The 13175-nt window shown below is 52.4% G+C and carries 12 protein-coding genes, 1 rRNA gene and 1 riboswitch; of the genes, 8 read left to right on the top strand and 5 right to left on the bottom strand.

What is annotated here, in order from left to right:
* Window positions 1-5 precede the first annotated feature (5 nt).
* The 3 genes from thiE to rsd all read right to left on the bottom strand — a co-directional run bounded on the left by thiE (window position 6) and on the right by rsd (window position 3397).
* Window positions 6-650, bottom strand: a complete 645-nt coding sequence (gene thiE, locus WH277_RS23050; protein WP_339507087.1) for a thiamine phosphate synthase — start codon at window positions 648-650, stop codon at window positions 6-8.
* Window positions 647-2596, bottom strand: a complete 1950-nt coding sequence (gene thiC / locus WH277_RS23045) for a phosphomethylpyrimidine synthase ThiC (protein WP_339507085.1) — start codon at window positions 2594-2596, stop codon at window positions 647-649. Before thiC ends, thiE begins: the two co-directional genes overlap by 4 nt.
* 90 nt (window positions 2597-2686) lie before the next feature.
* A riboswitch (TPP riboswitch) is annotated at window positions 2687-2785 on the bottom strand.
* 105 nt (window positions 2786-2890) lie between these two features.
* Window positions 2891-3397 carry a sigma D regulator gene (gene rsd, locus WH277_RS23040; protein WP_133846992.1) on the bottom strand — a complete coding sequence of 169 codons (507 nt, stop codon included), beginning with the start codon at window positions 3395-3397 and terminating at the stop codon, window positions 2891-2893.
* A gap of 75 nt (window positions 3398-3472) precedes the next feature.
* Here rsd and nudC point away from each other — a divergent pair, with 75 nt between their 5' ends.
* From nudC to WH277_RS23005, 7 genes are all read left to right on the top strand, one after another.
* A complete protein-coding gene (gene nudC, locus WH277_RS23035) occupies window positions 3473-4246 on the top strand; it encodes an NAD(+) diphosphatase (protein ID WP_133847005.1) in 774 nt (257 codons plus the stop codon).
* A gap of 382 nt (window positions 4247-4628) precedes the next feature.
* Window positions 4629-5366, top strand: a complete 738-nt coding sequence (locus tag WH277_RS23030; RefSeq protein WP_133846991.1) for a bactofilin family protein — start codon at window positions 4629-4631, stop codon at window positions 5364-5366.
* A gap of 169 nt (window positions 5367-5535) precedes the next feature.
* Window positions 5536-6603 carry a uroporphyrinogen decarboxylase gene (gene hemE / locus WH277_RS23025; protein WP_133846990.1) on the top strand — a complete coding sequence of 356 codons (1068 nt, stop codon included), beginning with the start codon at window positions 5536-5538 and terminating at the stop codon, window positions 6601-6603.
* A 16-nt stretch (window positions 6604-6619) separates the two neighbouring features.
* Window positions 6620-7285: a deoxyribonuclease V gene (gene nfi / locus WH277_RS23020; RefSeq protein ID WP_167864942.1), complete on the top strand. Its 666-nt coding sequence runs from the start codon at window positions 6620-6622 to the stop codon at window positions 7283-7285.
* A 62-nt stretch (window positions 7286-7347) separates the two neighbouring features.
* On the top strand, window positions 7348-7938 hold the full coding sequence (locus WH277_RS23015) for a YjaG family protein (RefSeq protein ID WP_133846988.1): 591 nt from the start codon (window positions 7348-7350) through the stop codon (window positions 7936-7938).
* A 188-nt stretch (window positions 7939-8126) separates the two neighbouring features.
* On the top strand, window positions 8127-8399 hold the full coding sequence (gene hupA, locus WH277_RS23010) for a nucleoid-associated protein HU-alpha (RefSeq protein WP_133846987.1): 273 nt from the start codon (window positions 8127-8129) through the stop codon (window positions 8397-8399).
* Window positions 8400-8619: 220 nt separating this feature from the next.
* Window positions 8620-9246, top strand: a complete 627-nt coding sequence (locus WH277_RS23005) for a DUF1481 domain-containing protein (protein WP_420361232.1) — start codon at window positions 8620-8622, stop codon at window positions 9244-9246.
* Window positions 9247-9319: 73 nt separating this feature from the next.
* On the opposite strand, the gene purD is transcribed toward WH277_RS23005, so the two are convergent.
* Together purD and purH are read right to left on the bottom strand one after the other, a co-directional pair.
* Window positions 9320-10600 (bottom strand): phosphoribosylamine--glycine ligase, encoded by a 1281-nt coding sequence (gene purD / locus WH277_RS23000; RefSeq protein WP_133846985.1) that lies wholly within the window; start codon window positions 10598-10600, stop codon window positions 9320-9322.
* Between the two features lie 14 nt (window positions 10601-10614).
* Entirely contained in the window at window positions 10615-12204 is a 1590-nt protein-coding gene (gene purH / locus WH277_RS22995) for a bifunctional phosphoribosylaminoimidazolecarboxamide formyltransferase/IMP cyclohydrolase (protein ID WP_159338613.1), read from the bottom strand.
* Between the two features lie 631 nt (window positions 12205-12835).
* Here purH and WH277_RS22990 point away from each other — a divergent pair.
* Window positions 12836-13175 (top strand): 16S ribosomal RNA (locus tag WH277_RS22990); the annotation flags it as partial.

Genomic DNA, 13175 nt, shown 5'->3' with positions numbered 1-13175 from the left:
TGATGTCAGGAATGTGGGGTGTTCTGTGGCTCGACCAGGTCCAGTAGCTGATGCGTCGCCGCACGCCAGTCGCTGGCTTGTGTAATCGCGCTCACCACAGCAACACTGCCCACCCCGGTGGCCAGCACCTGGGGAATACGTTCCAGACTGATCCCACCGATAGCCACGGTAGAGATCCCCTTCAGTCGCTTTATGTGGCGCGTTAATTCTTCCAGTCCCTGCGGATCAGAGGGCATGGCTTTTGTCTGGGTTGGAAATACGTGGCCCAGGGCAATATAGGAAGGTTTTTCGGCCAGCGCGCGATCCAGTTCGGCATCGTCATGGGTTGAAAGACCGAGGCGCAGTCCGGCAGCATGAATGGCATCCAGATCGGCAACATCCAGATCTTCCTGACCCAGATGGATGCCGTAAGCCTGATGTTTTATCGCTAAACGCCAGTAGTCATTAATAAACAGGCGGGCTTGATAGCGTTTACCCAAGGCAATGGCATCAACGATCTGCTGCTCCACTTCATGCTCTGCACAGTCTTTAATGCGCAGCTGCAGTGTACGTACGCCCGCATCAAGCAGGCGTTCAATCCACTCCACCGTATCGACCACCGGATAAAGACCCAATCTGGCATTGGTTGGGGTAAAAGCTCCACGACTCATATTTGTTCCTCTGATTTCAGGGTGTCGGCGCGATGATACAGTTCACTGCCACGGTGACGAAACTCGTCAGACATCTGTGCCATACCTATTTCGATCGGCCGTGCTTCGGCCTCCTGACGTGCGGCGTATTCACGCACTTCCTGGGTGATCTTCATTGAACAGAATTTGGGTCCACACATTGAGCAGAAGTGTGCCACTTTGCCGGATTCCTGCGGCAGGGTTTCATCGTGATATGCACGGGCAGTGTGCGGATCGAGGGCGAGATTAAACTGATCTTCCCAGCGGAATTCGAAACGCGCTTTCGACATGGCGTTATCACGAATCTGTGCTCCGGGATGGCCTTTCGCCAGGTCGGCGGCATGGGCTGCGATTTTATAGGTAATCAATCCCTGTTTGACATCCTCTTTGTTCGGCAGGCCGAGGTGTTCTTTGGGTGTCACGTAACATAACATCGCGCAGCCAAACCAGCCGATCATGGCGGCGCCAATACCGGAAGTGAAGTGGTCATAACCCGGAGCAATATCTGTCGTCAGGGGCCCCAGCGTATAAAACGGGGCTTCGTGACAGTGCTCAAGCTGTTCCGTCATATTGACGCGAATCATCTGCATGGGCACATGCCCAGGGCCTTCAATCATCACCTGGACGTCATATTCCCAGGCAATTTTGGTCAGTTCGCCCAACGTGCGTAATTCTGCGAACTGTGCTTCATCGTTGGCATCCTGAATGGAACCCGGGCGCAGGCCATCGCCCAGCGACAGCGAAACATCGTAGGCGGCGCAGATTTCACAGATGTCGCGGAAATGCTGATAGAGGAAACTCTCTTTATGGTGAGACAGGCACCATTTCGCCATAATTGAGCCGCCGCGCGAAACGATACCGGTCAGGCGTTTGGCGGTCATCGGTACATAGCGCAGCAGCACACCCGCATGAATAGTAAAGTAATCAACGCCCTGTTCAGCTTGTTCCAGCAGTGTGTCGCGGAAAATTTCCCAGTTGAGGTCCTCTGCCACACCGTTCACTTTTTCCAGCGCCTGATAGATGGGCACCGTGCCAATCGGCACCGGGCTGTTACGCAGGATCCACTCGCGGGTTTCGTGAATATAACGCCCGGTGGAAAGGTCCATCACCGTATCTGCCCCCCAGCGGGCTGACCACACCAGTTTTTCCACCTCTTCTTCGATGGAAGAGCTGACCGCGGAATTGCCGATATTGGCGTTAATTTTCACCAGAAAGTTGCGACCGATAATCATCGGCTCCGATTCCGGGTGATTAATATTGGCCGGGATAATCGCGCGTCCTGCAGCAACCTCCTGGCGAACGAACTCAGCAGTGATATTTTCAGGCAACTGTGCACCAAAGCTGTGACCAGGATGCTGTTGCAGCAGCACCTCGCCGCGAATGCGTTCTCGTCCCATATTTTCACGGAGAGCGATAAATTCCATTTCCGGGGTGATCATGCCCAGCCGGGCATAGTGCATCTGAGTGACACAGCGGCCTTCCAGCGCCCGGCGCGGACGTGGCAAATTATCAAAACGCAGATGATCCAGCCCTTCATCTTCGAGGCGTTGCTGGGTGTAGGTAGAGCTGAGTTCAGCGATCTGTTCGGTATCACCCCGTTTGATGATCCAGGTGCTGCGCAGCGGATTTAGCCCTTTGTGAACATCAATCGCCGCCGCCGGATCGCCGTAGGGACCCGCTGTATCGTAGACCGGTATCGGTTCATTCGCTTCCAGCAGCGGTTCGTCTTTGCTACCGCCCACGGTGGTCGGGCTCAGTTGAATTTCGCGCATCGGCACACGGATATCCGGCTGCGAGCCGGTCAGGTAAATGCGTTTTGAATTGGGGAAGGCAGTGCCCTGCAGGGAGTCGATAAACTGCTGTGCTTCTGCACGCTGTTCCCGGCGGCTGTTTTTTTTCTCAATGAAAGGTTTTTCAACGGTAGACATAGCAAGTTCCTGATAATAATGCGGAAGTTTGCTTGCCTGGAGGCGGGAGTAATGAGAACGATGTGACAAAATACGGTATCACACCGTAATAGCTGATTTACTCTTGTTCCCTTCGCAGGTACTAACCTGATCAGGTTCCGCGGATCCCGAATTAACGGTCTCAGCCCTGGGGCACTCCGACAAGATATCGACTGGTTTTTCAGTCAACGTAAGGGTGAGGCATGCCTCGCCCTTACCCCTCAAGCATAAAGGGGCTTTTTGGAAACTACAAGAAGTTCACATTCTGATAACGAATCAGGCAGGGCGAGCAAGCGAGCACGAGTTGGCAGCGCTTTGATTATCATCATTTTTTTCTAGAGCCAGCTTGATGAATTTATCCTCCAACGTAAATCGAGCCTCCAGCGCTTCACCGACTACCGATAATGCCCGCTGAAATTCAACGCAGTTATCATCATCGATGGCTGTTTCCAGATGCGAATCATAAATCTCCATTATCTGATCGGTATTGGCTTTTAAAGAGGGGTAGATTAACGACGCTTTCGCCAGTTGCTCGGTCCCTTCCAGTTCCTTGATAAAACGTTCGTAGACGGTGAAATGACCGGTGGAAAGGTAGTCCACCAGATGCTGGCAGAATGTATCCAGCGCGTTTTCATCGAGCGTCGTCAGCGTTTCCTTGTTAGGCTTAATGCCAGCCATTTGGTAATAGGTAACCAGCAACTGCTTGCGGGAGCGCAGGCAGAAGTCTACCAGCTCACTGCATCCGCCGACGCGCGCGGTGAGGACTTCTAACTGGTTAAGCATGTTCAACTCCGTGAATGTTATATTTTAACGTCTGACCTCAATCCAGTCTTTAAGCTGAGGATGATGAGCAAAATGATGGAACAGGAAATTTTAAGCGTAGACGCTGGCTGGTGGGTTGTCAGCCAGGAACATAAAATTTGGTTACCAAAAGGTGAGCTGCCGCATGGTGATGCGGGCTCATTGGGCCTGACAGGGCGATCAGGGGCGCCGATTGGAGAGTGGCAGGGCGAGAAAGTGTGGCTGATCCGCGGTACGTATCCTCAGGATATGGGATCGCTACGCCAGTTGCTCGATCAAGATACGGGCCTGTTCCAACTTGCCGGACGCGGTATTCAGTTATCAGAATTCTATCGTTCACACCGTTGGTGTGGCTACTGTGGCCATGAAATGCACCCCAGCAAAACCGAATGGGCGTGTCTCTGCGGGCATTGCCGGCAGCGTTACTATCCGCAAATTGCACCTTGCATTATCGTGGCGATCCGCCGGGGCGAAGAGATTTTGCTGGCGCAGCATACGCGGCACCGTAACGGGATTTTCACGGTACTGGCTGGCTTTGTCGAGGTGGGCGAAACCCTTGAGCAAACGGTAGCACGTGAAGTGATGGAGGAAAGCAGCATCCGTGTGAAGAATCTGCGCTATGTCTCTTCTCAACCCTGGCCTTTCCCCCAGTCACTGATGATGGCGTTTATGGCCGACTATGCTGGCGGTGATATCAATATTGATCCAAAAGAACTGCTGTCTGCGGGGTGGTATCGTTACGATGCGTTGCCGCAGTTACCTCCAGCAGGAACGGTGGCTCGCAGGCTGATTGAAGACACTGTCGCAATATGTCGCGCAGAAGCCGAATAATACTGTTTTTAATGTTTTTTTCTGATAAAGGTTTTTTAGCGATATATTCTCCTGGTTCATTTTTTGAGTCAGGAGAGTTATTGCTTTATTTAAATAATATAAACAAACACGACTTTATATTTGCAGTGAATTCAAATATCATTCCATGCCATAAACTGCGCCGCTTATCATAATAAAGAGTGGTTTCATTAAAAATGCTTAAAAAGTGATATTCCACCCGTTAATTTTACTGGTGTTTTCTTCTATTCACATTTATTTAATTCGGTGCTGCTTTCCAGAAATGACTTTCTGGTTAACGATGACGCGATCACGTCCTCAGCTTAATAATGACGTCAGCGGCTGAGTCTTGTGCATGAGGTTCCGTACGTTGTGAGTGAATACAATGTCTGAGACGAAAAAACAATGTTATCTGTGGGGAATCTGGTCTTGCTGGAGCATAAGTATACTTGCCTTTGCGCTATCAATAAGAACGACCTTATTAATTTCTCTGGGTGTTATGGTGTGCCTGATTATGCTGCTAGCTATCCCCTTTCTATACAATAAAAGGACGATTAAAAACGTGTTTAATTTCAATCGCAAGGCAGAGCCTCAGTCAAATGAGAATTTATCTTCACAGGTCAAGCTGGAACAAAATGTATCACCCCTTGCTCCTTCGTATGATGACAGTAATACGAAAGAAACAGTGATCTCTATTGGTACTGTATTACGGGGCGAAATGACCAACGAAAACAATATTTCAATCAATGGTGTTGTTGAAGGGGACCTGACCAGCCAGAAAATGACGCAGATTGGTAAGGAAGGTCAGGTTGTCGGAACAGTAAAGTCCGTTAAGCTGGTGGTCAATGGTCTGCTGAAAGGAAGCTGTTATGCCAGGACGGTTGTTATTATGTCGCGTGGCAGGATTGAAGGTGAAGTGTTCGCCACCGAGTTCTCCATTGAGAAAGGTGGGGTATTTATAGGAAATTCTCATCAGATTGAAGAGCCACAGTTGCCGGTGGAGAAGAAAGAAAAAAAACGGATGGTCACTATGGGCGACAGTTCACCTTCTCTTATCGCTGTTGAAAACACGCAGGGAAAAATCGATAGTTCACCAGGAAGAAATGTGGCGGCTGGCAATTAAAAGTAAGGGAAAGCTGTTGTTATTTCGCTAAATTTCATCTTTCCCCTGTCGTTGTTCACGATGCATTCAGGGGCGGGTGTGCCTGGTTAGCTCAATTTTTCGAGTGGTCGATCATCGTCAATTCCAATAAATGTTACACTAGCAGCCTGTATGGTGAGAGAGTCTCGTGATGAGTGAACTGAAGAACGATCGATATCTGCGCGCATTGCTGCGCCAGCCAGTGGATGTTACCCCGGTATGGATGATGCGTCAGGCCGGACGTTATCTGCCGGAGTACAAAGCAACTCGCGCTGTAGCTGGTGACTTTATGTCGCTGTGTAAAAACGCGGAACTGGCCTGTGAAGTTACGCTGCAACCTCTGCGGCGTTATGCGCTGGATGCGGCGATCCTGTTCTCCGATATCCTGACCATTCCCGATGCGATGGGACTGGGACTGTATTTTGAAGCAGGTGAAGGCCCACGTTTTTCCTCTCCTGTCACCTGCCGCGCTGACGTTGAAAAATTGCCTGTTCCTGACCCGGAGCAGGAGCTGGGTTATGTGATGAATGCGGTACGTACCATCCGCAAAAACCTCAACGGCGACGTGCCGCTGATCGGGTTTTCTGGCAGCCCGTGGACGCTGGCAACCTATATGGTGGAAGGCGGCAGCAGCAAAGCGTTTACCAAACTGAAAAAGATGATGTACGCCGAGCCGAAAACGCTGCATCTGATGCTGGATAAGCTGGCCGACAGTGTCACGCTGTATCTCAATGCTCAGATCCGCGCAGGTGCCCAGTCAGTGATGATTTTTGACACCTGGGGCGGCGTATTGACCGGACGCGACTACCTGGAGTTTTCGCTCCACTACATGCACAAAATCGTTGATGGTTTGCTGCATGAAAATGAGGGGCGCCGTGTACCCGTTACCTTGTTTACTAAAGGTGGCGGGCAATGGCTGGAAGCGATGGCCGCAACAGGTTGTGATGCGCTGGGCCTTGACTGGACAACGGATATTGCCGACGCACGTCGCCGTGTGGGCCATAAGGTCGCGTTGCAGGGCAATATGGACCCATCGATGTTGTATGCCGCTCCTGAGCGTATTGAGCAGGAAGTGGCGGGCATTCTTGAGGGCTTTGGTCAGGGCGAAGGGCATGTGTTCAACCTTGGCCACGGTATTCATCAGGATGTACCACCAGAAAACGCCGGTGTGTTCGTCGAGGCAGTGCACAAGCTCTCACGTCCTTACCACCAGGAGTAATCAGTTAGGGGGAAATATGGATATTGCAGCATTACGTGACGAGCAGCGTCAGCGTGCAGCGGACGTGAGATGTCAGGATGACTTTGATGTAATGCCTCCCCGCCTGATTGGTGGCGCAGATGTGGGGTTTGAACAGAGTGGTGCGGTGACACGCGCCGCCCTGGTGATTCTGGAATATCCCTCACTTCAGGTTATTGAGCATCAGGTGGCGCGTGTTGCTACGACGATGCCCTATATTCCCGGTTTCCTGTCATTTCGTGAAACACCTGCTCTGCAAGCGGCGTGGAAACAACTGTCCAATCATCCCGACCTGTTATTCGTTGATGGACACGGAGTGGCTCATCCTCGTCGTCTTGGTGTGGCCAGCCACTTTGGCCTACTGGTCGACGTCCCTACCATTGGCGTGGCGAAAAAACGCCTGTGTGGAAAATTCGCCCCCCCGGCAGCAGAACCGGGCAGTTGCCAGCCTCTGATGGACCACGATGAGTTGCTGGGCTTTGTGCTGCGCAGCAAGGCTCGCTGTAATCCTCTGTTTATCTCTCCCGGACACCGCGTAAGCCATGCAACAGCACTTGACTGGGTGCAGCGTTGTTTACAGGGCTATCGTCTGCCTGAGCCTACGCGCTGGGCGGATGCTGTTGCCTCGCGCCGCACGGCTTTTACCGCGCTGTCCCGGGGTTAACCGTGCTGCCCTGTGGCTTTTCAGGTACACTGCGGCAAGTGCATTAATTCTGAGATCCCGATATGTTACGTAACCCGATTCATCTGCGGCTGGAAAAGCTGGAAAGCTGGCAGCACGTTACTTTTATGGCTTGTCTGTGTGAACGCATGGTGCCCAACTACCGTGCATTTTGCCAGCAAACCGGTTTTGGTGATGGCCAGCTTTACCGCCGTATTCTCGATCTTTTATGGGAAACCCTGGTGGTGAAAGACGCGAAAGTGAACTTTGACAGCCAGCTGGAAAAACTGGAAGAAGCGATCCCTTCAGCCGACGACTACGATCTGTATGGCGTTTACCCGGCAATTGATGCCTGTGTGGCGCTCAGCGAGTTGCTGCATTCTCGTTTGAGCGGTGAAACGCTGGTCCATGCTATTGCCGTGAGCGAGACGTCAATTACGACGGTGGCAATGCTGGAAATGACCCAGGCAGGTCGCGAAATGACCGAAGAAGAGCTGAAGGTGAATCCTGCCGTTGAAGAGGAATGGGACATCCAGTGGGAGATATTCCGCCTGCTCGCCGCCTGCGAGGACAGGGACCTGGAGCTGATAAAAGGGTTACGATCCGACCTGCGTGAATCCGGTATTAGTAACATCGGTATAAATTTTCAGCAGTAAGGCGACAAAACGTGACTTCAGGCCTGATTTGTAGCGCCTTTGGGCTTCACATTCGCCCCCAGTCTGGTCTACATTTGGGGGGCTGAAAAATGTGGCTATCGGTGCGTGTATGCAGGAGAGTGCCAGAATCTGGTTTTTCCCTCGCACTTGATGCTTAGCAAGCGATAAATACACTGTAAGGATAACTTATGAACAAGACTCAACTGATTGATGTAATTGCGGACAAAGCGGACCTGTCTAAGACCCAGGCTAAAGCTGCTCTGGAATCCACCCTGGCTGCGATTACTGAGTCTCTGAAAGACGGTGATGCTGTACAACTGGTTGGTTTTGGTACCTTTAAAGTTAACCACCGTGCTGAGCGTACTGGCCGCAACCCGCAGACTGGTAATGAGATCAAAATTGCCGCTGCAAACGTACCGGCATTTGTATCTGGTAAAGCACTGAAAGACGCTGTTAAGTAATCGTCTGACGGTGAAGAGTTTAAACAGGGGGGCGAATTCGCCCCTTTTGTTTATCTCTCCCCCTGCGTGGATCATTCCGTATCCTTTCACTGCCTGCTGCTCCTCCGCCATATCTCGATAAACCTCCGTTTACCCGCTAACGGTTTCTTCTGCTTTACCGCTGTTGTGATACTCTTTTCGCATGAAACTGACTTCTGTAGTCCAACGACTCTCTCTTGGCATGCTAATTCTGTTAGCAGGCTGTAGTTCGCATTCTGATCTGCCGGACTTTACCGCCAGCGGCTATCTTGCCGATCGGGGTACGGTGCGCATCTGGCGTAAGAACCAGCACGAGCAGGTTTCACATCTGATGACGGTATATACCCCGTTTAATGGTGCCGCTACGGAAACCAGCGACTATCTCTGGCAGCAGGGCAAGCTGGTTTCGGTAGAACGTCATGTTATCGGTGATAAGCCTGACGATGTGACGCTGCGCTTTGACCAGGACGGCAGCCTGAGCTTTATGCAACGCCAGTTGTCCGGGCGGCGCGAAGCCCTCTCTGCGGATGAGATTGCGCTGTATCAGTTTGATGCCCAGCGGATGCTAAAAATCAGTGATGATTTGCTCTCAGGGAATGTATTGCTCAGGCAGGGTAGCTGGCAACAGGATGGCACAATCACCACCTGTCAGGGGAAAACAGTGCGACCTGAGCTGGATCAGACTGAGCTGGGTCGTATCGCCCGTCAGCAGCGAGACACGTCCGGCCCGGTGAGTATCGCCTGGCTGGAGGCTCCGGCAGGCACGCAGCTGCTGTTGGTGTCTGCCAGTGACTTCTGCAAGACGGAACCGAAAGAAGAGGGATTTTAAGCATAAAAAAGGCGATCGTTGATCGCCTTGATGCTGAATCGGTCAAAGCGGATCGACGATCCGCTTCGATGCGTTATTTACGGTCTATCGCGCGGTAACCGATATCTTTACGGCAGAAGCTCCCTTTCCATGAGATCGGTTTGGCAAGCTCATAAGCACGTTTCTGTGCTGCAGCAACGTCTTCGCCCAACGCAGTAACGCAGAGAACGCGGCCACCATTGGTCACGACCAGCTCGTCCAGCAGTGTGGTGCCAGCATGGAACACTTTGCCATCCGCCACTTCTTCCAGAGGCAGGCCATGGATCTGCTCACCGTTAACGTAATCTCCCGGGTAGCCGCCAGCGGCCAGCACCACACCCAGTGATGGACGGGGATCCCAGACTGAATCTTTTTCATTCAGTTTGCCATCAACGGCCGCCAGGCAAAGATCGACCAGATCGGATTGCAGACGCAGCATGATCGGTTGAGTTTCTGGATCGCCAAAGCGGCAGTTGAATTCGATCACTTTCGGCTGACCACTTTTATCGATCATCAGGCCTGCATACAGGAAGCCGGTATAAACATTCCCTTCACCCGCCATTCCGCGTACGGTTGGCCAGATCACTTCGTCCATCACACGCTGGTGGATTTCATCTGTGACCACGGGGGCTGGAGAGTAAGCGCCCATGCCACCGGTATTCGGCCCGGTATCACCATCACCAACGCGTTTATGATCCTGGCTGGTGGCCATTGGCAGCACGTTCTCGCCATCGACCATCACGATAAAGCTGGCTTCTTCGCCGTCGAGGAACTCTTCCACCACAATACGGTGACCCGCATCGCCAAAAGCGTTGCCTGCCAGCATATCCTGAATGGCGTCTTCGGCTTCCTGCAACGTCATGGCCACAATCACACCTTTACCTGCCGCCAGACCATCGGCCTTGATGACAATCGGTGCGCCTTTCAGACGAACGTAAGCCAGAGCAGGCTCCACCTCGGTAAAGTTCTGGTATTCGCCGGTTGGGATCTTGTGGCGTGCCAGGAAGTCCTTCGTGAACGCTTTAGATCCTTCCAGCTGTGCAGCGGCCTGGGTTGGGCCAAAGATCTTCAGGCCGGCTGCGCGAAACGCATCTACTACGCCGATGACCAGCGGTGCTTCCGGGCCAACGATAGTCAGATCGATCTTCTCATCGCGGGCAAAAGCCAGCAGGGCAGGAATATCTGTCGGGCTGATCGCCACGTTTTGTAACGCAGGCTCCAGCGCGGTGCCCGCATTACCAGGAGCAACAAAAACGGTATCAGCCAGTGGAGACTGAGCGGCTTTCCAGGCCAGCGCATGTTCGCGGCCGCCATTACCAATCACTAAAATTTTCATCTGAAGCTCCGTAATTAATGGCGGAAGTGGCGCATGTCGGTGAAGATCATCGCAATGCCGTGTTCGTCAGCGGCAGCGATCACTTCATCATCACGAATCGATCCACCCGGTTGGATCACGCAGGTGATGCCAACCGCAGCAGCGGCATCGATCCCATCGCGGAACGGGAAGAATGCATCGGAGGCCATAGACGAGCCGTTGACTTCCAGACCTTCATCGGCGGCTTTGATACCGGCAATTTTGGCGGAGTAAACGCGGCTCATCTGGCCAGCGCCTATGCCGATGGTCATATTGTCACGTGCATAGACGATGGCGTTGGACTTGACGAACTTCGCCACTTTCCAGCAGAACAGCGCATCACGCAGTTCCTGCTCGGTAGGCTGACGCTGGCTAACCACGCGCAGCTGGCTTTCGTTTACCATTCCGAGGTCACGATCCTGTACTAACAAGCCACCGTTAACACGTTTGAAGTCCAGACCGGCCTGACGCTGCTGCCACTGGCCGCACGTCAGTACACGCACGTTCTGTTTCGCGGCAGTCACTTTCAGTGCGGCTTCAGTCGCAGAAGGGGCGATAATCACTTCAACGAACTGGCGGCTGATAATGGCCTGCGCAGTGGTTTCGTCCAGCTCGCGGTTGAAAGCAATAATGCCGCCGAAAGCAGACGTCGGGTCAGTTTTGTAGGCGCGCTCGTAGGCATCAAGAATTGAACCGCCAACTGCTACGCCACAGGGGTTAGCATGCTTGACGATGACGCAGGCTGGCTGGTCAAACTCTTTCACACACTCCAGCGCCGCATCGGTATCGGCGATGTTGTTATAAGAGAGTGCCTTGCCCTGGACCTGCTGTGCTGTTGCGACAGAAGCCTCGCTAACATTCTCTTCTATATAGAAGGCAGCATCCTGATGGCTGTTCTCACCGTAACGCATATCCTGCTTCTTAATGAAGTTCAGATTAAGAGTCCGAGGGAAGCGACCGGAAGGTTCAGTGGAGTCACCGTGATAAGCAGGAACCAGGCTACCGAAGTAGTTGGCGATCATGCTGTCATAGGCGGCGGTGTGTTCGAAGGCTTTAATCGCCAGATCGAAACGTGTGGACAGCGTCAGGGAGTTATCGTTGGCATCCAGTTCGGCAACGATGGCCTGATAGTCACTGCTCTTGACCACAATCGCCACGTCTTTGTGGTTCTTGGCGGCGGAGCGCACCATGGTTGGGCCACCGATATCGATGTTCTCAACCGCATCTTCCAGCGAACAACCTTCACGGGCAACGGTTTCGGCAAATGGATAGAGGTTAACGACGACCATATCAATCGGTGAGATGCTGTGTTCAGCCATGATGGCATCATCCTGACCGCGGCGTCCTAAAATGCCACCATGCACTTTCGGGTGCAGCGTTTTGACGCGTCCATCCATCATTTCCGGGAAACCGGTGTAGTCAGACACTTCAGTAACAGGCAGGCCGGCATCTGCCAGCATGCGTGCAGTGCCGCCAGTGGAGAGCAGCTCGACGCCACGTTGAGAAAGCGCCTGAGCGAATTCGAGGATACCGGCTTTATCAGACACGCTGAGCAGCGCGCGGCGTATAGGACGACGTTGTTGCATGATTTATCCCTTGGCTTTGGATCGCATATAAAGAGCGTTATATGAAGCTTAGACTTTCTCTTTCTTCTATATAGGAAGAAAACAGAGAGTAAGGTTCATGTAACGCCCCTGAAGGGGCTTCCGTTACGCGCGGGCATTGTAGCGAAAACGATTGCGCGATGCTCGTCAAAATTGTGGTCATACGACGAATGTGGATAAGTTTGTGCATAAGCGGGTATAAGCAGGGGTTTTGCTGGGGATTGCAGCAAACAGTCAAATTATCGCAAATTAGCCCTTGTCACCCGTCGAGAACTGCCTATAATGCGCAACCACTGAGACGGCACAACGGCTTACGGCCAGCGGCTCAGGAGGTTCAGGAAGCATCTGAACCGCCGGAAAAAACTTCTCAAAAAGAAGTTGACTCCGAAGGAGGAAAGCGTAATATACGCCACCTCGCAACAGGAAGCTTCGGCACTGATTGCACCGCTCTTTAACAATTTATCAGACAATCTGTGTGGGCACTCGCAGGATTGATATCAGTCACCTCCGGGTGACAAAAAAATATCAAGTCTTAAGAGTGAACACATAATGAAATTCATTATGACGTTTTACACTTGAGCATCGCTGCACTTGTTGCAGCAAATCGAACTTTTAATTGAAGAGTTTGATCATGGCTCAGATTGAACGCTGGCGGCAGGCCTAACACATGCAAGTCGAACGGTAGCACAGAGGAGCTTGCTCCTTGGGTGACGAGTGGCGGACGGGTGAGTAATGCCTGGGAAACTGCCCGATGGAGGGGGATAACTACTGGAAACGGTAGCTAATACCGCATAACGTCTTCGGACCAAAGTGGGGGACCTTCGGGCCTCACACCATCGGATGTGCCCAGGTGGGATTAGCTAGTAGGTGGGGTAATGGCTCACCTAGGCGACGATCCCTAGCTGGTCTGAGAGGATGACCAGCCACACTGGAACTGAGACACGGTCCAGACT

This window comes from Erwinia sp. MYb416, from assembly GCF_037479575.1.
Lineage (GTDB): Bacteria > Pseudomonadota > Gammaproteobacteria > Enterobacterales > Enterobacteriaceae > Erwinia > Erwinia rhapontici.
Note: the sequence above shows the minus strand (reverse complement) of the source record. Positions and strands in the feature narration are given on the sequence as shown.

Bases quoted from the DNA above. Each gene is read 5' to 3' on its own strand.
- WH277_RS23005 (WP_420361232.1), top strand. From the start codon at position 8,620: ATGCTAATTCTGTTAGCAGGCTGTAGTTCGCATTCTGATCTGCCGGAC.
- WH277_RS23015 (WP_133846988.1), top strand. From the start codon at position 7,348: ATGTTACGTAACCCGATTCATCTGCGGCTGGAAAAGCTGGAAAGCTGG.
- nudC (WP_133847005.1), top strand. From the start codon at position 3,473: ATGGAACAGGAAATTTTAAGCGTAGACGCTGGCTGGTGGGTTGTCAGC.
- rsd (WP_133846992.1), bottom strand. From the start codon at position 3,397: ATGCTTAACCAGTTAGAAGTCCTCACCGCGCGCGTCGGCGGATGCAGT.
- purH (WP_159338613.1), bottom strand. From the start codon at position 12,204: ATGCAACAACGTCGTCCTATACGCCGCGCGCTGCTCAGCGTGTCTGAT.
- thiC (WP_339507085.1), bottom strand. From the start codon at position 2,596: ATGTCTACCGTTGAAAAACCTTTCATTGAGAAAAAAAACAGCCGCCGG.
- hemE (WP_133846990.1), top strand. From the start codon at position 5,536: ATGAGTGAACTGAAGAACGATCGATATCTGCGCGCATTGCTGCGCCAG.
- purD (WP_133846985.1), bottom strand. From the start codon at position 10,600: ATGAAAATTTTAGTGATTGGTAATGGCGGCCGCGAACATGCGCTGGCC.
- thiE (WP_339507087.1), bottom strand. From the start codon at position 650: ATGAGTCGTGGAGCTTTTACCCCAACCAATGCCAGATTGGGTCTTTAT.
- WH277_RS23030 (WP_133846991.1), top strand. From the start codon at position 4,629: ATGTCTGAGACGAAAAAACAATGTTATCTGTGGGGAATCTGGTCTTGC.
- hupA (WP_133846987.1), top strand. From the start codon at position 8,127: ATGAACAAGACTCAACTGATTGATGTAATTGCGGACAAAGCGGACCTG.
- nfi (WP_167864942.1), top strand. From the start codon at position 6,620: ATGGATATTGCAGCATTACGTGACGAGCAGCGTCAGCGTGCAGCGGAC.